24 protein-coding genes and 1 pseudogene are annotated in these 22,305 nt (G+C 43.2%); 11 read left to right on the top strand and 14 right to left on the bottom strand.

Annotation, left to right across the window (positions count from 1 at the left end; genetic code table 11):
* Positions 1 to 44: 44 nt before the first annotated feature.
* From NWE92_13470 to NWE92_13455, 4 genes and pseudogenes are all read right to left on the bottom strand, one after another.
* Entirely contained in the window at positions 45 to 497 is a 453-nt protein-coding gene (locus tag NWE92_13470; protein MCW4030640.1) for a GNAT family N-acetyltransferase, read from the bottom strand.
* Positions 498 to 504: 7 nt separating this feature from the next.
* On the bottom strand, positions 505 to 1,599 hold the full coding sequence (locus NWE92_13465) for a flippase-like domain-containing protein (protein ID MCW4030639.1): 1,095 nt from the start codon (positions 1,597 to 1,599) through the stop codon (positions 505 to 507).
* 311 nt (positions 1,600 to 1,910) lie between these two features.
* A pseudogene (locus NWE92_13460) lies at positions 1,911 to 2,045 on the bottom strand (hypothetical protein).
* A gap of 87 nt (positions 2,046 to 2,132) precedes the next feature.
* Complete coding sequence (locus tag NWE92_13455; GenBank protein MCW4030638.1) at positions 2,133 to 2,474, bottom strand: antibiotic biosynthesis monooxygenase; 342 nt, start codon at positions 2,472 to 2,474, stop codon at positions 2,133 to 2,135.
* Between the two features lie 139 nt (positions 2,475 to 2,613).
* Between NWE92_13455 and NWE92_13450 the strand changes: the two genes are divergently transcribed.
* The gene (locus tag NWE92_13450) at positions 2,614 to 2,850 is read left to right on the top strand and encodes a hypothetical protein (GenBank protein MCW4030637.1); all 237 of its coding nucleotides are present in this window, start codon (positions 2,614 to 2,616) and stop codon (positions 2,848 to 2,850) included.
* Here NWE92_13450 and NWE92_13445 read toward each other — a convergent pair.
* The 3 genes from NWE92_13445 to NWE92_13435 all read right to left on the bottom strand — a co-directional run bounded on the left by NWE92_13445 (position 2,841) and on the right by NWE92_13435 (position 5,372).
* Positions 2,841 to 3,116 carry a hypothetical protein gene (locus tag NWE92_13445; GenBank protein ID MCW4030636.1) on the bottom strand — a complete coding sequence of 92 codons (276 nt, stop codon included), beginning with the start codon at positions 3,114 to 3,116 and terminating at the stop codon, positions 2,841 to 2,843. The two genes, NWE92_13450 and NWE92_13445, sit on opposite strands and share 10 nt — an antisense overlap.
* A gap of 36 nt (positions 3,117 to 3,152) precedes the next feature.
* The gene (locus NWE92_13440) at positions 3,153 to 4,847 is read right to left on the bottom strand and encodes a phosphotransferase (GenBank protein MCW4030635.1); all 1,695 of its coding nucleotides are present in this window, start codon (positions 4,845 to 4,847) and stop codon (positions 3,153 to 3,155) included.
* Between the two features lie 123 nt (positions 4,848 to 4,970).
* Entirely contained in the window at positions 4,971 to 5,372 is a 402-nt protein-coding gene (locus tag NWE92_13435) for a PadR family transcriptional regulator (protein MCW4030634.1), read from the bottom strand.
* A 229-nt stretch (positions 5,373 to 5,601) separates the two neighbouring features.
* On the opposite strand from NWE92_13435, the gene NWE92_13430 reads away from it, so the two are divergent.
* The 6 genes from NWE92_13430 (at position 5,602) to NWE92_13405 (ending at position 10,671) form a co-directional block, all read left to right on the top strand.
* A complete protein-coding gene (locus NWE92_13430) occupies positions 5,602 to 5,934 on the top strand; it encodes a PadR family transcriptional regulator (protein MCW4030633.1) in 333 nt (110 codons plus the stop codon).
* A 76-nt stretch (positions 5,935 to 6,010) separates the two neighbouring features.
* The gene (locus tag NWE92_13425; GenBank protein MCW4030632.1) at positions 6,011 to 6,667 is read left to right on the top strand and encodes a DUF996 domain-containing protein; all 657 of its coding nucleotides are present in this window, start codon (positions 6,011 to 6,013) and stop codon (positions 6,665 to 6,667) included.
* Positions 6,668 to 6,798: 131 nt separating this feature from the next.
* Entirely contained in the window at positions 6,799 to 8,205 is a 1,407-nt protein-coding gene (locus tag NWE92_13420; protein ID MCW4030631.1) for a glycosyltransferase family 39 protein, read from the top strand.
* 133 nt (positions 8,206 to 8,338) lie between these two features.
* Complete coding sequence (locus NWE92_13415; protein MCW4030630.1) at positions 8,339 to 8,986, top strand: DUF996 domain-containing protein; 648 nt, start codon at positions 8,339 to 8,341, stop codon at positions 8,984 to 8,986.
* A gap of 212 nt (positions 8,987 to 9,198) precedes the next feature.
* On the top strand, positions 9,199 to 9,987 hold the full coding sequence (locus NWE92_13410; protein ID MCW4030629.1) for a hypothetical protein: 789 nt from the start codon (positions 9,199 to 9,201) through the stop codon (positions 9,985 to 9,987).
* Positions 9,988 to 10,419: 432 nt separating this feature from the next.
* Positions 10,420 to 10,671: a hypothetical protein gene (locus tag NWE92_13405; protein MCW4030628.1), complete on the top strand. Its 252-nt coding sequence runs from the start codon at positions 10,420 to 10,422 to the stop codon at positions 10,669 to 10,671.
* 184 nt (positions 10,672 to 10,855) lie between these two features.
* On the opposite strand, the gene NWE92_13400 is transcribed toward NWE92_13405, so the two are convergent.
* Both NWE92_13400 and NWE92_13395 read right to left on the bottom strand, forming a co-directional pair.
* Positions 10,856 to 11,461, bottom strand: coding sequence for a hypothetical protein (locus NWE92_13400; GenBank protein MCW4030627.1), 606 nt, complete (start codon positions 11,459 to 11,461; stop codon positions 10,856 to 10,858).
* A gap of 633 nt (positions 11,462 to 12,094) precedes the next feature.
* Positions 12,095 to 14,059, bottom strand: coding sequence for a PAS domain S-box protein (locus tag NWE92_13395; protein ID MCW4030626.1), 1,965 nt, complete (start codon positions 14,057 to 14,059; stop codon positions 12,095 to 12,097).
* Between the two features lie 202 nt (positions 14,060 to 14,261).
* Between NWE92_13395 and NWE92_13390 the strand changes: the two genes are divergently transcribed.
* Entirely contained in the window at positions 14,262 to 15,107 is an 846-nt protein-coding gene (locus NWE92_13390; protein MCW4030625.1) for a PDC sensor domain-containing protein, read from the top strand.
* Positions 15,108 to 15,148: 41 nt separating this feature from the next.
* Here NWE92_13390 and NWE92_13385 read toward each other — a convergent pair whose 3' ends face one another.
* Positions 15,149 to 15,862 (bottom strand): hypothetical protein, encoded by a 714-nt coding sequence (locus tag NWE92_13385; GenBank protein ID MCW4030624.1) that lies wholly within the window; start codon positions 15,860 to 15,862, stop codon positions 15,149 to 15,151.
* 295 nt (positions 15,863 to 16,157) lie between these two features.
* Here NWE92_13385 and NWE92_13380 point away from each other — a divergent pair, with 295 nt between their 5' ends.
* Positions 16,158 to 16,307 carry a hypothetical protein gene (locus NWE92_13380; protein MCW4030623.1) on the top strand — a complete coding sequence of 50 codons (150 nt, stop codon included), beginning with the start codon at positions 16,158 to 16,160 and terminating at the stop codon, positions 16,305 to 16,307.
* 84 nt (positions 16,308 to 16,391) lie between these two features.
* On the opposite strand, the gene NWE92_13375 is transcribed toward NWE92_13380, so the two are convergent.
* A complete protein-coding gene (locus NWE92_13375; GenBank protein MCW4030622.1) occupies positions 16,392 to 16,733 on the bottom strand; it encodes a hypothetical protein in 342 nt (113 codons plus the stop codon).
* Between the two features lie 2 nt (positions 16,734 to 16,735).
* On the opposite strand from NWE92_13375, the gene NWE92_13370 reads away from it, so the two are divergent.
* On the top strand, positions 16,736 to 18,001 hold the full coding sequence (locus NWE92_13370; GenBank protein MCW4030621.1) for a hypothetical protein: 1,266 nt from the start codon (positions 16,736 to 16,738) through the stop codon (positions 17,999 to 18,001).
* Between the two features lie 16 nt (positions 18,002 to 18,017).
* Here the strand turns inward: NWE92_13370 and NWE92_13365 are convergent, their stop codons facing one another.
* On the bottom strand, positions 18,018 to 18,944 hold the full coding sequence (locus NWE92_13365) for a hypothetical protein (GenBank protein MCW4030620.1): 927 nt from the start codon (positions 18,942 to 18,944) through the stop codon (positions 18,018 to 18,020).
* Between the two features lie 311 nt (positions 18,945 to 19,255).
* On the opposite strand from NWE92_13365, the gene NWE92_13360 reads away from it, so the two are divergent.
* The gene (locus NWE92_13360; GenBank protein ID MCW4030619.1) at positions 19,256 to 20,323 is read left to right on the top strand and encodes a C13 family peptidase; all 1,068 of its coding nucleotides are present in this window, start codon (positions 19,256 to 19,258) and stop codon (positions 20,321 to 20,323) included.
* Positions 20,324 to 21,008: 685 nt separating this feature from the next.
* Here NWE92_13360 and NWE92_13355 read toward each other — a convergent pair.
* Positions 21,009 to 21,140: a hypothetical protein gene (locus tag NWE92_13355; GenBank protein MCW4030618.1), complete on the bottom strand. Its 132-nt coding sequence runs from the start codon at positions 21,138 to 21,140 to the stop codon at positions 21,009 to 21,011.
* Between the two features lie 301 nt (positions 21,141 to 21,441).
* Positions 21,442 to 22,167 (bottom strand): DUF4013 domain-containing protein, encoded by a 726-nt coding sequence (locus NWE92_13350; GenBank protein ID MCW4030617.1) that lies wholly within the window; start codon positions 22,165 to 22,167, stop codon positions 21,442 to 21,444.
* Positions 22,168 to 22,305 lie beyond the last annotated feature (138 nt).

Here is a 22,305-nt window from a genome sequence, read left to right as displayed (position 1 = left end):
TAAACTTTTGTTCGTACATGGCGTGGCGGCAGCTTTTTGACGGCTTATAGAGCTTTTTTTAGGTAAAGCCCATGTTTTTTCCCGTAGTATTTTTCTAGTTTTCCGACGAGTTGGTAGCCGCGTTTTTGGTAAAGCTTAATGGCTATGTGGTTGTCTTCGCGGACTTCGAGGCGGCACTCCATTATGGCTCGCTGTTTTAGCAAGCTCTCAATTTCTTGGAGGAGTTGGTTTGCGACTTGTTTGCGTCGGTACTTGGGGGCTACGTTTAGGGTTATGATGTGACCAAACTGGGCGGTTTCCTCGTCGGTTTCGATTTGGGCTATGATGAACCCGGCGACTTCGCTATCCACTTTGGCATCCAACGCTAATGTGTTATAATCGGTGAGCAAATAGGCGATTTGGCGTCTGGTAAAAGCCTCCTCATCGAAGCATTGCCCCTCGATTTCATAGAGCCTATCGAGGAGCTTTAGGGTCGCCGTCTCAATAATAATACCCATTTTGCTCCTAACAGCTAATTGGGTTCGTTTTGCTTTTAGTTTTTTCTATATCGTCTGGGCTGGTTTGGATTGCGGGTTTGAGTTCCAGCCATTGTTGGGCGGCGAAGCCTATGAAGAAACGGAACCATAGTGTGATGATGCGGGTGAGGATTGTTGCGGTTGCGCTGATTTCTGGTGGGACGCCCATGGCTATGAATAGTGTGGTCATGGTGGCTTCGGGTAATCCAACTTCGAAGGGGATGCCTGCGGGGATGGATTTGACGGCTAACACGATGGCGGAGGTGATGAATATGATGCTCCAAGACACTGGGTAGTCAAGCGCGATAAAGACCAGGTAAGGGATGCTTAGGCTAAAGAACCATGTGACGGCGAGATAAAACAGTGATTGCGCCAGCGGTTTGGGGTTGTGGCGGTACTCCGTCATGGCGTCGTGGAAGTGGTCGGTGATTTGGAAAGCTTCTTCGCGGAACCGCGTGAGAGTCCATCTGCCCCGCGAGATTTTCTTCACCAGATTAGTTGTCCAGTCAATGACTCGCAGCGTCCAGACCCGCTTAAACGCCAGTATCGTCATGGCGGTTAGGATGGCGGTTATGCCGATGGCTATGAAGACTATGAGGTCAAAAATAGCTGAAGCGAATTGCCCCTCGAAGAAAAGCAAAATCACCCCCACAATGAGCACAACCACGTTCATTGCCATGCCTAAGAGGCGGTGGGTGAAGAGGGATGCGATGGCTTTGGCGAAGCTGCCGCAGCGGTCTCGGGTGACGAGGTAGGCGCGGGCGATTTCTCCGCTGACCGATTCCGCTGGGATAACGATGTCGACGTAGAGGCCGTACCAGACGTAGAGGTATGCTTTGGTCAGGCTCATTTTGATGTCGAGGTGGTTGGCTAAAACTTTCCATGAGATGGTGTAGAAGAGGACTTCGAGGAGTCCGCAGATGATGGCGGCGGCGTAGATGAGGGGGTTGGCGGTGGCGGCGGTTTGTATGACTTCGACGAGGTCCACTTGGAATATGAGGATGTAGAGGAAAAACCCCACTAGACCCAGCAGGGGAAACAGCACCGTTTTCCATGTTATCTTGGGGCTTGCGGGGGCTTGCATCAGTAATTTTGCACCAAATAGAGGCACAGGTAACACAGCGAATTATATATTTTGTCCAAATCTAAAGAACGCCAAGTTGGGTTTGCAGCTATACCTAATTTATAGCACAAATAGGTTGGGAATATCTGCTGGTTTTCAACATGCTAATGTGCTTGTTTTCAAGCAATACGGACCTACCCCTCTTAGGTTTCTGCATAGAACCACTAATAGGATCCAAATAGGCGCCAAATATTTTGTGTGACTTATTTCCAGTGGTTGCGTCGTCGTGACCATGCCTGTTTTTCTTCATGGGTGATGGTGGTTTTGTGGGTTTTGGGTTTGGGTCGGTGTTTTGCGAGGCATTCTCTGCAGTATACGGCTTTGCCTTGTTTGGGTTTGAAGGGGACCGTGGTGGTTTTGCCGCAGTCGCTGCAGGTGATTTCGGTTCGGACTTCTTGTTGAGACATTAATCGTGTTTCCTGAAAATTTGCTTAAAAGCAGAAGCTTATACTATAGGGGAAGCGGTTGGGTTCACTTAAACGTTTGTGGTTTCACTATGCAACCGCGTCTTTTGGGGGTAATTTTTCTGTGCGTAGGAATAGCTCGGTTGAGAACACCTTGTAGCTCTCGGTTTTGGGTTCGCCTTCGAGTGCATCTTTGATTTTTTTGATGGTCTCGACGAACACGCCTTTTTCGGATTGTTGCAGTGCTTCTTCATCCTGCCAAAGCGTTAACGTGGATGCTTGGTTGGGGTCTTGGATGGAAAACATAGACATGTATCCGCGGAAGCCCTCTGCGTGGCGGGTAGATTCGTTTAGGAAGTTGTCAAGTTTTTGGAAGGCTGCCTCTCTTTGGCCCTCCTTAAATTTCCAAACGGTTAAGCGTGCCAAGACCATGTTATATCACACCCTTTTTGTTGGTGGTTTCAACCTTTTATATCTTAACAATAGCCAACCAGAAAAGCATGCGGTTAGTTGGTTGTTTTCGTAAGCAAGGCTTAAAAGAATACGCGTCCACTGCGGTATGGGACAGAATATGGCAAGTAACAAACGGCAGATTATCGCGGCTTTTCTATCTGTAGCCATACTGTTTAGTTGTATACTGACCGCAACCGCCCAGTCAACCCCAACCCCCGACAATTCAAAACTGACCACCCTTGCATATGTTCTCATCTTTGGGGTAATTGCCTCGATTTTCGTTTTCGCAGTAACTTACATGTTTATGAAAGCCAAACTAACTGCCCTGCAACCGCCCAAAAACAGTCAAGGTTGAGCTTTTTTCTCGTATTCCTCAACCATACGTTTAACCTTCTTCTCCAACCGCCGTTCATACAAGTGCTCAGGATACGGCGGCGCCAACACCTTGTGCTTATGCAACTCGCCCCGAGGCACAATGCGTTGTTCCCCCGCTTTGACATGCACTTTTTCACAGTTCTCGGTGTCATCAAAATCTTCAAGCGCCTCCACCAACCAGTAGCCCTCGCTCTCCGTCAAAACTTTGACCTTGTAGAGCCCTTTATAGAAATACTCATCACTCACAAAATCCACCACTAAATATTGACTCTATAGCCTCATTTATTTCTTGGTGGCTTGTGCTTTTCTGCAAACATTAGAAATAGCCAGCATTATTGCAGGCATCGTAAATATGCTAAACACCCGCGTGTACTTGGTCAAGCCTGCTTTGCGGATTTCCTCCACATCTCCACCGCCCTGCAGGTAGCCGTCTATGAAAGCTTTGGCGATGGCTTCTGCTTTGCTGTTGCTATAGAAGGGCTGTAGATAGTGCCCGCAGTAGTAGAGGAACACGGCGATGTCCCACGCTGAGTCCCCACTTTGCATGGCTTGTTCAAAATCAATCAAATAGATGGTGCCATCCGGCTTAATCAGGACGTTGTCGGGTTTGGTGTCGCCTAACGAGATGTTTTGAGCATGCACGCCTGCTTGGATGGCTCCGACCCGCCTAATAATTTCCAAATCCGCATCGATGGATTCATCATCGTTGGCGGTGGCTATGCGTTTGATGGCTAAACTGAGGTTCTCTCCGTCAATAAATTCCATAAACACCAACCGCTCCACGTTGCTCACGTAGAGGATTTTGGGCACCGCAAACCCCGCGGCGATTAACTGTTCACTTATGGCACATTCTTTGGACAAACGTGCCTGCCCCGAAACCGCAAAGGACCGCGCCCCAAACGACCACAAAGTCAGAGGGAACCATTTAAAACCCGACCACTCCTTAAACCGCTTCGCCAAAACCTTGCGTTCCCCACTGTTGCCGTGGGTACGGATAAGGTAAACGTCATTTAATACGCCGCCCACTGGCTCAACTTCGATTTCTGCTTCTGCGTCTTTTTTAAGTATTTTTCGGGCGTACCCTTTGATGTCAACCCTATCAGCTAACGAAACCTCTCCCTCCGCTGTCTTGACAAATACGAATTTCTGCGGGTCTACGAATTCGCAACTATAGGGTTGTTTCATCCAATTAATTTTTTGCGTTTTTAGAAACGCCTCAGTGTTTTGGGAGACCACGTTGAGAAGTTGTGGAACAACCCCAAATATGGCGTTAAACAGCGTACGCGGCGCGTTGCGGGCTAAATTGATGATGCGTATGCGAGGGTCACGGCATTGAGCAATAAACTCTTTAGAAATCGTTATGTAACCCTCAGATGCGTTGATTTTTCCCTCTGCAACTAACTCTTTTAGCACCATGTTGTAGGTTTGCATGGCGTCAGGTTCATTCTCAACAAAGCACGATGACAAATCGGAAAGATTATACGCTAACAGCGGGAACACACGGATACGGCTCGAGAAGGCTTCGTAGAGGAAATATTGCGGTTTAATAAAAAGCCGATTAGCAAGCTCAGGGAAACTAAATACCAAGTTCTCTAACACCTCCAAAACCAGCCGCTTCTTAAGCGATGCTTCCTGCGTTTTGAGGTAGCCGCCGCCAAAAAAAGCCGAATATGGAAAAATTAACCTGCCCGCCACCGCTTCACCTAGGAACCCCCGATTGATGTCCTGCTCAAAAATCCATTGATCCACGGCGAAAACAACGATGGTTTGAGAATTGAAAGTTTTGAGGTAATTCATCAGGCGCGGTTGGAACCCGTTTATTATAGCTATGATTTCATAGACGTTTCGTTCTTTGGATGCGTTTTCGGAGAATGCGTCTAGTAGGGCAACGGCTGTGACTTCTGATTGTCCAGCGATGTGTCTGCAGAATTCTACGGTTTCTTTTTTTAACTCTTCAAAGCCGTTGGCTACTTTCAAGTGACCGTCACCTGAGGGAGTAATATACAAGCCAACAGAGATATTTAAAACAGGTATAACATGGTTTAGAATTTGATTTGAGCCAAAATAGAAAGCTCCACCCACAACCCAGAGGTTACTGCTCTAAAGTATTGGTATGGAGCTTCGGCGTTTTGCTGTTAGTGCGTTTAGGGGTGTTTCGTCTGTTTCGCTGTTTTGGTTTCCGATTTTTCGGCAGATGAGCGTTAGTGAATCTTCGGTTATGTCGAGCATGCTTTGTCCGTCGGTTGTGAGTTTGTATATTTTCCTTGGGCGTTCATAGTTCATGTTCCATTCGCTGTCGACGTATCCTTTCTTTTCTAGGGTGGTGAGGAGTGGGTAGATTGTGCTTGGGCCAAAGTAGACTCCGAAGCCTTTGCGGATTTTGGTGATGATTTGGTAGCCGTGCATGGGTTCGGTTTTGAGGTATTGGAGGATTATGATGTCTAGCAGTCCTTTCATGAGTTTGGTTGAGACCTCTTTTTGTGAGCTTGCTACTTTCAACATTTTTTCACTTTCTGTATTTTTGTTCAACAGTTTTGCTGTTAGACGTGTAGACAATATGTCCACTCTTGGACATATGTGTCTTGAGAGTTTAGTTACCATACGAGCGATATAAAGGTTCAGACATAAACAAAGCATACCAAAACATACCCAAACAATACCCACCACCCCCCCACCCAACATAAAGTAAATAAATCAAAACATACACCCATACCAGCCAAGGAAGCGCTTGATGTCAGAACAATACAAAAAAGAAATTGTACAACACATAATCAAGAACCTGCTAGACATCCAACTCCTACGCATAATCAGCACCAAACCCACCTGGGGCTATAAAATAAAAAAACAAGTCGAAGCAGACTTCAACATAAAAATCCGACACGGCGCCCTATACCCAACCCTAAACGAACTCGAAATCAAAGGCTTCGTAGAGAGCACCAAACAGTTAACAGGTGGACGCGCCCGAAAAGTCTACACCTTAACCCCCAGCGGTCAAATCTACCTCCAAACCTACTTCAACATTGTAACCGGCCAAACCATCAAAGAATTCCCCAAAACCACCTAACCTCACCCTCTATACCGTTTTAGAAACGCAAAAAGTTTTTATCCCAACGGCTCAGACAAAGCTTAGAGGAAACTCCATGACTCTGCAATCAAGCAAGAACTTAAGCTTCATTGGTTCCCTACTAATTCTTGTTGGTCTCTTAGGCTTTATCTTTGAACCCCTCTTAGCAATAGCCGCATTCGTAGGCTTCATACTTCTGCTCGCGGGGCTGCATGGACTCTCAGACTACTACAAAGACCGCGCCATATTCAACAACGGACTCTTTACCTTAATCGCCCTAATCATCGGCATCATCGTAACCATCGCTGGGTTTGTGTACCTGTTCTTTTTCACAAACTTCGGAACAGACCTAATGTCACTTCTCTATCCCGGATTCACAGGCGACTGGACCAACCTGCCTAACTTAACTTTCGACGCCAACTTAGAACCCACTGCCCTAATCCCCTACGTTGGACCCATAGTGGAGGTTTTTGCTATAATGTGGATATTCACCATGGTGGCGGGCTTTTTGGGCTGGCAAGCTCTCAAGGGATTATCCAAAAAAGCTTCTGTCGGGTTATTCTCGACTGCAGGTATGCTGCTGTTCATCGGTGCCGTGTTAACCATAATGGTCTTTGGTGTATTCTTAATCATTGTTGCTGTGCTTTTGATGACTATTGCTTTCTTCCAGCTAAAACCGCAACCTGAACCCTCCCCGACTCCGTCTGCATCGCCTCAACCTGTTGGGGTTTAGTTCTCCTTTTTTTGGCTCACCTTAGAGCTGTTTTTGTAGATTGTGCAAAGCTTTATCTTTTCAACGACTGCATATGACTCACCATCACGGTTCCCGAGGAGTTGCCGAACTCCAACGGTGGCTGAGATGGTATGTCGGGCGAACATAACATCCCTAGACTGCTAAAAGAATACTATCCTCTCTTAGCCGTCTTAATCGGCGCCATTCTAATTTCTCTCCCCCTGGGACCCTACCGAACCCTCGACACGCAGCTAGAACTCGACACAGCCCAAGGTGTTCTCAAATGGGGCTACCCCTACTACAACGCAACCGGCAACATCTTCAACGAACCACCCTTGGGTTTCTACACTGAAGCAGCCTACTTCCATTTTGTAGGTTTCTCAGAAGAAAACGGCGCCGCATTAATCACTGCATTTGGGCTAGCCTGCATTGTCCTTGTGTATTTGTTGGGGGCAGAACTCTACAGTAAATCTACCGGGGTGTTTGCAGCGGCGTTTTTTGCTTTGGCGCCATGGGAACTCATATTGAGTCGCAGCTTTCTAATAGACACCCAATGCCTGCTGCTCAGCCTTGCCTACCTCTACATCGGCATCTTAGCCATACGACGCAACTCCGTAAAAATAGCCGCGGTTTCAGGTGTCTTTTTTGCTTTGGCGCTGCTCACCAAACTTTTCGCTGTCTTTATGCTTGTCCCGCTGTTACTGTTGTACCTCTATCATCGCCCCAAAAACTCCAAACGCATCCTCAGCCAACTAACCGCATTTGGATTACCTGCCCTTTTGGGGAATCTGCTGTGGTACCAAGGCATCCTGGGATTTGACCTCATGTATTTCTTTGGGCATAATGACTTCAAGGACCTAAACTTCCCAGACGTAGCCGTCACCCCCCTTTTCGCCAGCAATTTCCTCATCAACTACGGTCTAGGAATCTGCTTTTTTGCGGTGGCGTTGGTTTCTTTGGGGGTTGGATTGCTGTTTTGGCGGCGCTTTGACAAGAGGATTCAGGTATCTGATGCAATTTGTTTTTTGGGTATCTTCTTTATTGTGGGGTTGGTGGTTTATTTGGCGGTGTCCGTTAACTTAAAAGCCCCCTACACCAGCGCCGTAAAATACATCTATCAGGCGTTGCCGTTTTTCTGTTTGGCTGCCGCGTCCTTGGTTGCAAAAAGCTCGACGTTGCTAAAGTACGCCGCCTCTACTGAGAAATTCAAAAAAGCCTCCCTGTTTGCGTTGGGTATTTTGGGGCTTGCTGTTGTGTTTGTTGCCTTGATTGCTAACATGGATGCAGCTCGGCAACTGGCTACTTCTTCGTATATGGTGTTTCGGGTTCAACCTGATCTTGATTATGGTTATGCTTTTCATGTTCACTCTCCGCCCTCCTTGAGTAGCCCGATTTTGTGGGTTCAGTTTTTGGGTTTTCTGATGGTGTTGTCAGGGCTATTATGGACGGGTCGGCAACTGTTGGCTGGGTTTGTGACGGGCGGTTTTGCGTCTATGCGACGATGGATTGACGCCAAGCAAGCCGCAAAAACAAGCTGATTTGTGTTTATCTATATTTCTTCATTTTTGTTTTGTTAATGATACTTTTTTAGCTAAAAGCGGCATCAACAGTTAATAATCGGGCAAAAGCTTTTATCTATAAAAAGCTGAACACAGACCCGAGGAGAAACTGATGACTCCTGAATCAAGCAAATATCTGGGCGGCATCGGCGCAATTCTAATGCTCATCGGCGTATTCCCCTACATTAGCTCCTATGCCATCGTTGAACTCATTGGTCTCATACTAGTCTTGGGCGCGCTCTACGGTCTCGCTGGCTACTTCCGGGAACGTGGCATCTTCAGCTTAGCAGTCTACGGGGTAATTGTAGCGATTGTCGGTGCGGTTGTCGCGTTGGCTTTGGCCTTTATCATTGTTTTGCCTAACATCACTAACTTCTTGATGTCTATTTTCCCCGGATGGGACGGTAACTTGTCTACTTTGCCCTCGATTTCAAGCATGACACCCGACACAAGCGCCATAAGCTTTACTGACATAATACCCTTCATCACTGCAGCCATAGTTGTGCTTATTGTGGGCTGGATAACCGCCATAGTATCCACCTACTTCTTCTGGCGCTCGTTTAAGCTGCTTGCTGCTAAAGCCTCAGTCGGCTTATTTGCAACCGCTGGTCTGCTGATCTTTATTGGTGCAATAGTTCTGGTGCTGTTCTTCTTTGGCGCTATATTGATTTGGATTGGTATACTGCTGCTGGCTATTGCCTTCTTCACTATGCGCACAGCGCAACCCGTGACGCCCCCTCAAGCGCAAACAACCGTCTAAAAACCAAATAACACCCACTTTTTTCTTTTTTAAGCGCTATAGTTAAGCTGACGCTTTAGCCCACTCGTTGGGTTATTGTTAATTCGACTATATAGCTTACGATTTAGAGCATAACAATTATAAACTCAACCGACCAAAGTTGATGATGTGATTTAAATTTGCATAAAAAAATAATTGGTCTAGCTATAATTGCGCTGTTCGCTCTTTCAATTTTGCCAATGTCAATAGTTGAAGCACAAACAACGACCCCCTTTAAAGTAACACAGGAAATCGCGCCAACATCAATGCCCTTAACCGCCGATTCAGCAGAAGCCCTGAAAGTAAAATTAGGCTCAAACAACAATGTCGAACTAATAACTGCAAAAGTAAAACCTGCACCAACACCCAAATCATATGCCCTAACCCTAGAAATCGACTACATAGACGGTTATGCACCAACCCAATCAGTTCTTGATTACATGACTGCATACTATCAAGCCAAAAACATCAAACTCACCATCGTAGTGGACGACAAGATTGAGTGTAGTGCAGCATACGATAATGGTATTTCTGACGATGAATTTTGGGCAATCGAGAGACAATACAACGACGGAAACGATAATGCCGTTAACGCAAACGACGGAAAATATACTCTGCCAGAGAAATGGGTGCTCTATGGAACAACAGTCGAAGGTTCTTCTAACGTAGTTGGATACACCCTCTGTGTCGGGACTACTCGTGACTTGGTAGCAGGCAACTACATCTACATCGCCGACAAAGCCGCTGATGACTGGGCAACCGCCGTAATCGTTTCACCTGTTGGCGCAGAAGCCGTTGTACTTATGCATGAATTTGGGCATTCAATCGGGATATGTGTCGTACGTGCTGGAAGTGAAGTGTACTGTAGCGACTATTATTGTGTGATGTCTTATCTTCGGACACAAAATGCTGGCAACGCTGGCAACTGGTATTATTGTAGTACCCATTGGAAGACTGTGAATCTAGACTATTATGTTGTTTAATTTTTTCCTTTTTTTATTTTTTTTTCGGTGAGTTTTTTGTGTTTTGGGTGTATTTTGGGTTCACAAATTATTTATATCTGAAATATTGACTATTAATAGTCAGTTGATGTTGCTCTCTTGACCCGACGGGAGTGTTAAACAACGAAAGCCGGTGTAATAGCCCCCCTATACCTATCCGTTTCCTGGATTCTAACCGTAAGCTACCAACTACTAACCGACACCGCCGTCCGAACAATCAGTGCCAACATAGGCCTATTCTGGCCATCAGCAGCCACATGGCTAAACACAAACGTCCAAACAATAATTTTCATCTACGCCTTCACCTGGATCTTCGTACTATCATCCGTAATACCCTCAGCAATCGTAGGCAAAGAAAGAGGCGTACTAAGCCAATACATCGTCGTACTAACCCTCAGCCTGATCGCCTCATTTATGCCCGACATACTCCTAGTCACACTAGGCATACAGATTGACCAGATACTCTCAACATTCGTCATCCTCGAAAACCCCTTAGTGGCAGCCATATACCTGGCAGCACCCTACATCTTCATGCTTGGCATGGATTGGCGTGGAAAAACCATGCAAAAAAGAAAAGCCCTAGAATCACTCAAATACAGCGAACTCAACAGAGACGGACCCCTCACCATCAGGGAAGAAAAAACAACAGCACCTACACCCGAATAATTCTATAACCCGCGGCATAAGTTTCTGTCTTTGTCACCTTTAAGCATGTGAAAACTTTGTCTTTTCTTTCTTAGAGTAGATTGTTTTGTTTATGCTAAACCTGAGGCTGATTGCTGTTGTTGCTCTGAAAATTCAAAAAAGGAGTGCCCAAAGGGGCATCTTGTTTGCTTTGTGACTGTTTTGGTTATTGTTTCATCAGTTTTAAGTCGTTGGTGAGTGTGTAGACGTTTTGTTCGTATACTCCGCTCCAGTGGTCGTGCCATGTTCCTTGCATCTGTGTTGAAGTGAAAGTAAACACGCCAACTGAACCAATTTGCTCAATGGGGCCTGCGTCTCCTCGGGTCAACGTTAGTTGTGTTCCATTAATAATGCCTGTCAATTGCATTGGCGAAACATCTGGGGTATATCCTGAGCCTGAAGCTAACTGTCTATTGGAATACGAAAACGCAACATCCACTCTAACAATGTGTTCATCGCTTGTTCCAGTTATGGTCCACGTCATGGTACGGTTTTCGGTGCCTACATCTGCGAGGGTACCAAAGTTTTCATAATCAGTTGCGATAATAAATTCGGTTGCAAAAGTGGTTTTCCAGGTTCCCTCAATGTCTCGGGTGGGCGTTAATATTCCACCATCTGAAAATCCATCATCATTGGCGCCCGTGAAGCTTTGGCCAGAGAGAAAATCGTCAAAAAAACCCGCGAAATATAATGCTCCGACAACTGACCCAATTAAGATGATGACGGGTATTATCTGAGTTGCTTTAACTTTGTTCGGTTTCGATGCTGCCATCCTAAATTAACCTACCTGCTTTGAGTAACGCCCGCTTGAGTGATAAAAAAATTATGTATCTCTGATAAATGTTCGGCGCGGCACCTTGCTTTAACTTAGTTACAAGCCAATAAATTTGGGTGAGCGGCGCCATCTCATCTGCAGATTATGTGCTCTAACACCTAGTAGCCGTGTACCTGAAGGGCTTGCTTACCTTTTTTTGCATTGCTTTGGAACGGGAATTTGGATTCCCCAACGTTTTTCGAGTGCAAGGCGGCATTTTTCTGCGAAATCGTCTTCATTTTGGGTGCAAGATTGGTCTGTTATCATTTAAATCAATACCTCGCCGGAAAAAACCAGATAACCTACGTAACCCATGATTGCGAATACGACACATATGCCGATTAGTCCAAGTGCAGATTTTATTATGGCACACATAGTTTTCTGGTCCTCAATTTTTTTACAATGGTATGTCTTCAGAGAAAATATAAACGAAATTTCGATGCCAATATTATAATAAATTCGAATCATATGGTGATTAACGACTTATGTCGAATATGGGAAGCTTCCGTTTTGGCTTTGTCGGCAGTCGGCATGTCTTTTGCGTCTAAAAAGGGCGCAGTTGTCAAGTAAAAGCGCTGTTTTGATGATGCGTTATTTGGGGTTGTGATTTCGAGGTTTCTGTTGAGCTTCTATAGGTTGGTTATTTGGTAGGCTGATTGTAAATTTGGTACCCCTACCCACTTCGGTGTCAAGCGCAATACTTCCATTTAAGGCATCAACAAACCGCTTAACAACAGCCAAACCTAAACCTTGCCCCTTAGCTTTAGTCGTGAACAACGGCTTAAACAAGTTAACCTTATCCTCATCCTTAATTCCCACTCCCGTGTCTGCAACAGTTATAGCAACGCTGTCCTTGTTTTGGGCAGCTGTGATGGTTACTTTGCCTCCGTTAGGCATGGCTTGAATTGCATTGCCAACAAGGTTCGATATAATTCTCTTAAAATATGTTACATCAGTAATCAATCGAAGGCCATTCTTAACGTCTACTTGAAGTTGTATCCCTTCGGGAATCTTGCGACCCTCAAGTGCAGTAAAAATTAGGCTTCTTACATCAACTTCAGCCAACGTCGCTTTGATTGTTCTGGTATAGTCTTGCAAATCGCTTACAATTTTGTTTATGTAAAAAATATTTTCATTTATGCCCTCTAAGCTCTCAACAAAGTCTTTGCTTGGGCAAGTGGGGTGTGCTTTGATTGTATTCTCGATTAAAAACAGGTCCCCTATTATTGCCTGTAGAGGGTTGCGAATATCATGTCCAACCATACTGGCAGTTTGTCCAATGGTGGCTAAACGCTCATTATCATGGAGGTGTTTTTCGAGGTTTTTGCGTTCAGTTATGTTTTCACAAAACGCCATCGCCTTCCCATCAGACAACAGAATGGTGTTCAAAATTATATAGACGGGCTGGCCATCTTTTTTCTTTAACCTAAACTCTCTTATCGACTTCCCATTCTGCATTAATTCCTTGTATTGATCCTCAGCTAAGGGTATATCTTCTTTAAAGGTTACGTCAAAAATAGTCATCTTAAGCAGCTCTTCTTTGGTATATCCCAGAAGCCTGCTGGCTGCGTCATTTACCTGAATATATTTCTGCTCAGAATCTATAACAAAAAAAGCTACAGGCGAACTTTCTACGTAGAGCCGATAACGCTCTTCAGAACTCCTCAACGCAGCCTCAACGCTTTTCTGCTTTGATATATCCCTAAAAAGTATGCCGACTCTATTTTTTCCAAAGGGAAAATAGTAAGAATCATACCATTTATCCGAGTGTTGATCAAAAAATTCGTTATGTTTTGCTTTTTGATTTTTTATAACAAAGTCAACAAGACTAAAAAGTGATTTGTCGAGATCAGGTGCAACCTCTTTTACTCTCTTTCCTAAAACTTCACCCGATTTAGCGCCAGTTAGGCGTTCGTATGCTGGATTTACTTTGAGAAATCTGTAATCAAACGTGTAATTATTTTCATCAAAAATTGGTTCGACCAAAATAAACCCGTCATCGCTGCTATCAAATAGTGTGCGATAGATTTCTTCGCTCTCTTTTAGCTCCTGTAATATCCTTTTGCGTTCTGTGATGTCTCTTGTAACACCCAGAAATAGTGCTGGTTGCCTGTTATTGTCATAGAGGACAGTTACAGAAATCTCAGCCCAAAATGGCACTCCGCTCTTTTTGAGGAATCTGACTTGGCTAACAATTTTCCCCGTTTTGAGCACTTGGCTAGCATCATTAATCGCTTGCTGCTTATCTTCTGGGGTGATTCGGTCATACACATTTTTTCCGATGAGTTCCTCTCGTCGCGTTAAACCAAGGAGAGCTAAAGATGCTTGGTTGCAATCGAGGACTATTCCGTCTAAACTCACTAAAGTTATGCCATCGTCAATGCTGTCAAAAATCTTTTCTAATCCTTCACTGGTGGTTAACAGATTATTTTCAATTTTCTTAAGTGCCGAGGTGCCTTCGTTATTTGGCGCGTTCCCTGAGTTTTTAACAATTTTAAAAGGTTTGACTTTTTTTTGGGTTATAATGTTTTTAGCACTGTTTTTGCTTATTGCCAAAAAACATCATCAAACACATATTTGTTTTCTGAAAATATAAGCGATTTGTCTAATTGTTAATAAGAGAAAATTAAAGCGGTAATTTCTTTCGTTTGATATTAGGGGATTCTCTTAGACCCAGCCCATGGCTGCCTATTGAGGTTGGGTATGATTCAACATAACGCTTAAAGGCTAAATCTGCCCAAAAGATTCACGATGCAAAATGGCTAAAACGAAACTGTTAGTCATAGTTTTAGTGATATTGCTGGCTGCTTCGTTATTATTCAATATGTATCAATGGAGCACCAATTCGCAGGTAACAAGCCAAAGTAAAAAAGAAGAGATGGCTTCATTTTTGATTCGCGACTCGTCTAGCATAAATTCAGAACTGCAAAAACTAGATGATGCTATGTCAAATGCATGTCAACAATTATCCAGCACTGGTTTAACTGGAGACGCAGCAGAAAAAGTACTAAGCGACCTCTACGCCCAAAACTCAAATGTCATCATTAATGCAGCAACTGCCGACAAAAATGGCGTTTTACGAGCCGTCCAACCCAGTAATTTCAGTGATATAATCGGCAAGGATGTATCAAACCAAGAACAAAACATTGAAATGCGCTCAACCCTGCGGCCTGCAGTCAGTAACCTTATCTCTCTGGTAGAAGATTTCCCGGGCGTTGTGATGGTTGCGCCCGTTTTCAATGCTGATGGGCTCTTTATCGGTTCGCTCAGCATCGTCTTTTTGCCCTACGAGCTTATCCACCCATTTGTTGAAGACTCGGTTCAAGGCATCTACACGATTTATGCTCTACAAAAAAATGGCACCCTAATCTATGATGATAGCCCCGAGCAAGGAAAAAATGTCTTCACAGACGAAGAATACCACGGCTATACTGAACTTCAAACGTTCATTCATAATGTTGTTGATACACAGTCAGGTTATGGCACTTACAGTTATTTTGATGACCTTGCACCCTCAAGACCACTAGTTAACAAAGAAGCATTCTGGACGACCATAGGCATACATAATACCGATTGGCGTTTGGTAATAGCCCACACACTTTAACGCTCATTTCCAACATTTTTTCCAATTGTTTTATGCTTTTTCTATTGTTGCGGAATAGTTGCGCTTCTAGTGGTTGAGCCTTTTGGGTGTCTCCTATAGAAGACTGCTAGAAAAACAGCAACTGATAGGATTACCGCAACTATGGTGACTGCATGCTCAGTTCTTAGATTGAAAGTAGTAGGAGACGGCATAGGCGTCGGTTGTGGTGTTGGCGTGGAAACTGGTAAAACCGTAATGTCTAATGATGTTTCAGCGCTGTCACGAAACGGGTGAGATGACAAACCAGAGAGATCATTAAGTATAAAAACAACACAGGATGCATTAACTTCTAAGTAGTGCCTCCCATAAGGTATGTTTGTTAAAGTAAAATTAAACTCGTGTGGGCCTTCATTAGAATTGTTGGTGTAAATTTTTACGGTTTGGTTGTTAAGCCAGCTTGCTTTGTATGAAACGGCGGTTATATGCCCTCCAAACCACATGAGATCCCCTTGTAATTTAGAATTGTGAACTTGATACGGTAGCCGTACTTTAATCCAGAGGGTAACGTTTTCTGTATCTGAATAAATCGTGGGATGCATAGTATGCTGGATGTAATCTATCGGCACGCCGGCGTTCTCATTGTCAAGGATGCTAATTATCGGTGGAGCCGAGTTATATTTGTCTCTGTCTTCTTCGGCGGCGCTTATTGATGTTATTGCCGTGCTCAAGACTATGATAATGGCTGTAACAAGCAATGTTGCGATAGTTCTATTCACTTTATCCACCCGTTATTATTGGCTGAATTAGAAGAAAAATTTTTCTTAATACTTCTTCATGATTGTTTTGTCTAAATGACACTACCTGCAAAGATTCCAGCTGCCCTCAGACGTTACTCACTGTCACGTGTTTTTCTAAAAAGTGCCTTGAGGATCTTGATTTTAGTGTTTAGTTGGCGGAAACCCTTGTGGTTGCTTGTGTTGTACATTTCATTTCTGATTCATAAAATAAATAATTTTTAAAAGCGGGACCCAGCTAATCAAGCGATAACACGTTTTGCTTGGAGGTGAATGTATGGGTAAAGATGAGGCTAAGGGGAAAGCAGAGCAAACGGCAGAGAAAACTGGCGAAGTCGTAGGAAAAGGTCTCAAGAAAGGTTTCGGTATAGCAAAGGGGATTGGGTCAGGACTCAAGAAGGGTGTTAAAGGCGATAAAGAGGAATAAGACTGCCCATTTCACTTTTTTTTCAAAAATATAAGAAAGGGTCGGCGGCAACTTTTGTGGTTGCTCGCATCTAACATTCTCTATCTAAGTAGCTTTTTGTATTTCTTTGCTCATTTGAACAATTGTTGGCAATGGCCTTCCATTTTGGATATCTATTATCCATTTGTCATAGTGTGCCAATGCGTTTCTGTTCATTTTAAAAACATTATAGAATCCTATTACGAAAACTATCACAATAACCAAAATTCCAAGGAGTGCACCTAACAGGTTCAGGGTATTGGTTAATCCGTATGTTACAACCACAACCAACAAGGCAATCATGGCGGTGCTCATTATAGAGTTTGCCAATTCATGGTTCACTTGATACGTCTCTTTAATTATATCCAATTTTTTTAACTCTAAATCCCTATCGAAATTCACTGTCATACTTGGCGTTTTCAGCGGTTATTGGATATAAATTTTTGTCATACACCTGCGGCGATGGGCAACTCTGGAACAGAAAGACTGCAACTTTCTCAATTAAAGCTCTAATTTTTACTCAGATATTTAGACATGAAAAAGCTTATTATCAAACACAACTATCAAACAACAGAGGGATTGGTTTGAAGGTAAGATTACTTGTTGTTTTAGCAGTTGTTATGTTTGTTTATTGTTCAATTATGGCGGTTTCGGCTGATGTTACAACAAGTATCTGGAGAGATGAGATGGACTACCAAGGCCTTAACCAACTTGAAGAGGGCGGTTGGACAGTTACTCATGAAGATGGAGTTAGTTTTTCAGGTGGCGCTATTGTTTTGGATGGTACTTCACAAGATACCTCTATTCATTATTCAAATCATTTTTCCCAAGATATTTCTGATTGGAGAGTTGAAGATAGGAGCAGATGGACGCTAGGTAGCCATTGTGGAAACAGTGTAACCGCAATCACAAACAAACATTCCTATACCTTTATGGCGGATGGCTGGTATGGTACCTTTGCTTTCTATCGGGATGGACAAAAGACAACCCTTGGAAACTACCAAGAAAGTAAAAACGTATGGTTTACTCTGGCAATTGAAAAACAGGGAAGCCAAATTAACATGTACTATAATGGCGAAATAAAGAATACCTATACTGAGACGGATAGTTCTGTCTCTCAACTTACTGCAGCGGATGCGGTTTCGCCTTGGAAAGGCGTTTCAGAATACGATTATTTTGTCGTCTCATCGACAGATGGTTCGACTGTTCCTGTGCAATCTTATAGTTTTCTATCTAATCCAGTGGTTATTGGAGGCATCGTTGGCGGTGCTTTGGTTGGGGTAGGCGCAGCTGTTTACTATTTTGTTATTGCAGGAGGTTCGGCAGCGTCAGGAAGTGCAGGCGCCGCTGGGGGAGCTGCGGGAGGAGGAGCGGGGAGCACCGCAGGAACAGAATCAACTTTACAAAACGGTTTGCAGGACCCTTCACAGTCCGGAGAAGCTAATCCAAATGGACCCACTCTTGTAGCACAGCAAACAGGCAAACCTCCCGAATTCGGTAGTTCTGACTTACATAATAATTCGGATCTGCCCTCGGGGTCTCACCCCTCGGGGATTACTAACGAATTCGGAAAACCAACACTAAACGATGAACCTCAGAACTCAACTGTTCAACCTAATAAACCGAATCAAACTAAGCCGCCTGAATGGACCCCCGACGACCAGCCTGTGGCCTAACTTTTTTAGGTTTTTCTTATTTGAGGACGGTTTCATATTGCTCAAAATTCCAGTTTAGACGTATAGTCTTGAGTACTCTGTGGTACTTCAAGGGGATAGTTATGTCTTTATTTAAGAAATCTGTAATAAGCGCAGGATTCAATTTTGGGTTTAAAAGTATTGTTCTGGGTGTTCCCACAAATGTTTCCGGGATTTCATATGGGCTAATATCGCTAACTATCAGCGGGCACCATTCTACTCCTTTTTCTGCCAATTTGTATACTCGATGGATTCCATTGTTTAGAATAATGCGTGTTATATTCTCTCCAAGCTGAACTCTATACGCTGAAGCGAACGGTAAACCCCCTCCAATAAGTAGGCATACGCTTTGGAAGTTACGGCTTTGAGGGTCATTCGCGTTGAATGGAATATTTCGATTTTGAGGGGGATGGTATATTCGTGTATCTTCATCGTGGCTTGTGAAAAGCATTGCGCCGTTGGATGAACCTGTTCCTAGTATTTGGCAGGTGATACTATTGGAGTCGATTGGCGGTTGGAACATTAGCTCGTAGAGTTCGTCTGGTTTGATGTTCTTTTTTATATTTGTCCATCTGTTAGCGCGAGAAAGGTTGATGATAAGTTGGGGGGATACTAATTTTGAGATTCTGACGTTGTATATGCTAGTTTTCTCTGGGTAAGTGTTGTATTTCTTTACTCTTGAAAGGAGGGTCTCATATTTTTGGCTGTAATCATCATCGATTGGTTGTATGTCCTGGGCTGTTATGAATGAACGCGACGGTGGACCGATGTGTTGGTATTCTTTATTGGCTGTGTTCCACAAGTCCTTTAATGCATTTTCGCTTGATGGGTCCGCGATAAGATTAAGTTTCAATTGATTTTGTAAAGCGCTAAACTCCACTATCGATAAGAGTGTGATTTTATCTACTGTTGAAGCTAAGGACATACTTGTTAGTTAACTGTTTTTGTATAAAAAATCTGGCGTTAGGTAAGTCTGCTGCTCTAACAGCGGGCTGATGTCACCGTCCCAGCCTTAGGGCAAAGTAATTTTATGGCTATGTTTTACCTTATTATTAATTGCATTACCTAGCTAAAAGCTTTTGGTTAAGGTGATAATTCTTAATTAGCGTCGAAAATTTAGGGATAATTACAGAACCCGAACATAGCAAATGCTAATCTGTTTTTTTTTAGGTAAAGGGGCATTTTATAAAAATTCATTAAGATGTTACTCTGATGTTACTATCAAGCGAGTTAACAATGAAAAAATCAAAAACAGTCATAGTTGCGGTTGCATTCATTTTCATGGTTGTCTTAAGCGGCTTTATTGTAACAACTGTTTTCGCTACTCCTGTTGCAGCCTATGCAAAAAGCAAAGGCGCATCTGACGGTGTGATTGATGCACTAAAACCTCTTGACAGCGACCGTAAAATGAGTGATTTAGAGCAAACTTTTGTTGACACTCTTTTAAATTTTGAAGAGAACCATCAAAAAACCATAGTTAATGCTCTATTAACGGATGGCATATTGTCTAATTCGGACTATGAGCAAATGTTGTTTCTTGACGCTTTGCCAACTCAAGAATTTTTAGATATTATCGATTCTGGAAACACAGCTAGCACCAATGTTGACGAAGACTCATGGTCTAACAGGTTTGAGCAACTAACAGGTTCATCTTACAATGTGAAGAACAATTTGTATGCTATTGTGATGACTATGGCAGGTCATGAGTATAAACCTGTGGACGAGATGTTCAAGATGCTTGATAGCATGGGGGTTCCTAATAGTAACGTGTACGATTTGAGCCAAGAAAAGAACAACGCAGTAGATTTTGAAGCTGCAACTACTGAAATTTCCCACAAAGCAAACTCTAAAGATAAGGTTATCGTCCTAATTAACAGCGATGGGGGAATTGGCAGATTTCAATTCGCAAATAGTAAGGAAATAGTCACTTACAAGTGGTTTGATGAAAAAATAGGAAAAATAAATGCCGATAGAATTGCTATAGTGATAGATGCTTGTTATTCTGGTTCTGCAATAAAGGATTTAGCTGGAGGAAATAGAATTATATTGACTGCTTGTGCTGCTGATGAGACAGGTGCATTTGGCTCATCTTATGAGTTCTTAAAAGCATTTTCTAATGCTTTAGCGGACAAAGACGAGAATGGCTATGTCTCAATAGGGGAAGCAGCAGAATATGCGAAGAATCTATTACAGGTCGAATACGAGACACCATCTGGAGAGGCAACTGGAGAACATCGTCAACTTAGTGATTTAAACAATATTGGCGCTACCAGTTATTTTGCTGAGATAAAAGTCGGAAAATGACAATCAGTTAATTACAGCTATGTTTTCCGTTTTTCAATAACTTTTTGGTCAAGAGCCACAAATCGTCCCTGATTTATGAAAACTAAAAATCAATAATTAGCATTCAAATTTTAGTGATAATTATAGTTATAGATTGAGCCATATATGTCAAAAGTGGTTCTTAGTTGGTTCGTAAAATCGTAGATATCCGAAAAAGCGCCTAAATTTAGTACTTACCCCAAAGAAATGGATTTAGTCAACAAAAATTCCGTTTGCCCCACCTTGAAATACTATTTGTCTAACAAGAACAAGTGACTAACACGCTGGAATTGTATTTGGGCAATCGCCAAAATTAGAGCTTATGGAGTCAGAGAGATTGAACAGCAAGTAGATTGGCTTTTTTTGGTCTTGGGGTGCGAGACTCAACCCTTGTGGTTGATGTCTGCGGTGGCGTAATTCCTAAAAGTGCTGTCACGCCCTTTTATGGTTCTTTAGGCTTCTCTGATCAGTTTTTCGTCTTTCCTTTTACCAAAACCCTAAGATACTGGGACGGTGTTTGGTTCGTTGGGGGATGATGTCGCCGTCCCAGACTGATTGGGAAAGATGAAGACCCAAAATTGACAGACCCCAAGGCGCTCTAATTTTTTGAGCGTTTATTAATTTTGATAGAAAGGGGAAAAATCGATTCCTGTAAAAGACGCTTAGGCTATTTTTTGCCTTTGCTTTGGTGTTTTGCTGGGAGCGAAACCTGTTTTCTTTCTTTGCGTTTTTGGTCTTTTTCACGTTGCAGTCTTTTGTGTTGTTCGAGTCCTTCAGCTTTTTTTGCTCTTTTAGACAAATTATTCAACCTTGACACGATTAGAAAAGCATGGGTACTCAAAAGCTTTCCCTCGAATCTGACCCGTAAAGGCTTTAAAACCTTTAATACTTAACTGGGCTTGTCTATTTGGGTATAAGATGCCGTCGGTTCAGGTTCGTTGTCCAAGTTGCGGTTCGCTTGATGTTGAGCGGCAGCGCAATCAAGAGGTTGTTTGTCGGCGCTGTGGGGAAGTGTTCTTTTTTGTTACGCCTGATACCGGCTCAGCAAACTTTGACCGATACCAACTCTAAAAAAGAAGGGTGGGCCAGCATCAGTTTAGCTACATTGGTGGTGGCGGTGGTGGAGGCGGCGGGGGCAAGTTGTATTTGTCGTAGAGTAAGCTTACTGTTCTTGCCAAAAATGATGCTGGCAACAAGGCAAGTATGCCCGCTATGCTCACGGTGAATATGCCAATTTCAAGGTTGTTGCCTATTTGTGCAGTGATGCATAGCACTATTGCCATTGAAATCAATAGCGTAACGATGAAAAGCAGATAGCGCGGCCAACCTATTTTGGAAATATTATTCAGTAGATTTTTGAAGGCAAAGGCGTCACTTAATTTTCTACGTTTAAGCATGTTAACTTCGCTCATAACCGCAAATATGCCAACTATAAAGACTACTACGGCGCCACCTATTGCGGCGGCGATTGATTTTGCACTGAATTTCTCAACTAAAGTCATTAAACCTGTGAATGCTCCAAGTGGACCGGCGCCCGAAATCAGCCCCACAGGCAACATCAAGGCAATAACGATGAGTAGCCAGACTAACGCGACAACAATTATTTTTAGAATTGACATAACTAAGTTGGTCCAGTTTGGTTTTTCCAATTTTGGCGGCTTAATAGTGAATGATGGTTCGCTTACAATTTTGTCTACGTAGCGTATTAGAACAAAAATGTTTATGATTGGTATTAGGCAGGCAACCACTAATATCAGTGTGTTTGTGTTTTTGTTGATTAAGCCTTTTGTGTATTGAAATGCATTTTTAAATTCAGAGATTAACATTTACTCTCAACCTTCCCCAAGATTGCTTGAGTTGCAATGTTGTTAGCGTTGAAATTTAACACTTTTCCCAAATTGCCTCTTGTAAACTGTAACCTGGTTTTATCGACAGAATTTATGAATAATTAAAAGTTAAGGCGG

The organism is Candidatus Bathyarchaeota archaeon, assembly GCA_026014745.1.
Taxonomy (GTDB): Archaea; Thermoproteota; Bathyarchaeia; order Bathyarchaeales; family Bathycorpusculaceae; genus Bathycorpusculum.
The sequence above is the reverse complement of the archived record's forward strand: the minus strand, read 5'-3'. Positions and strand labels throughout refer to the sequence as shown.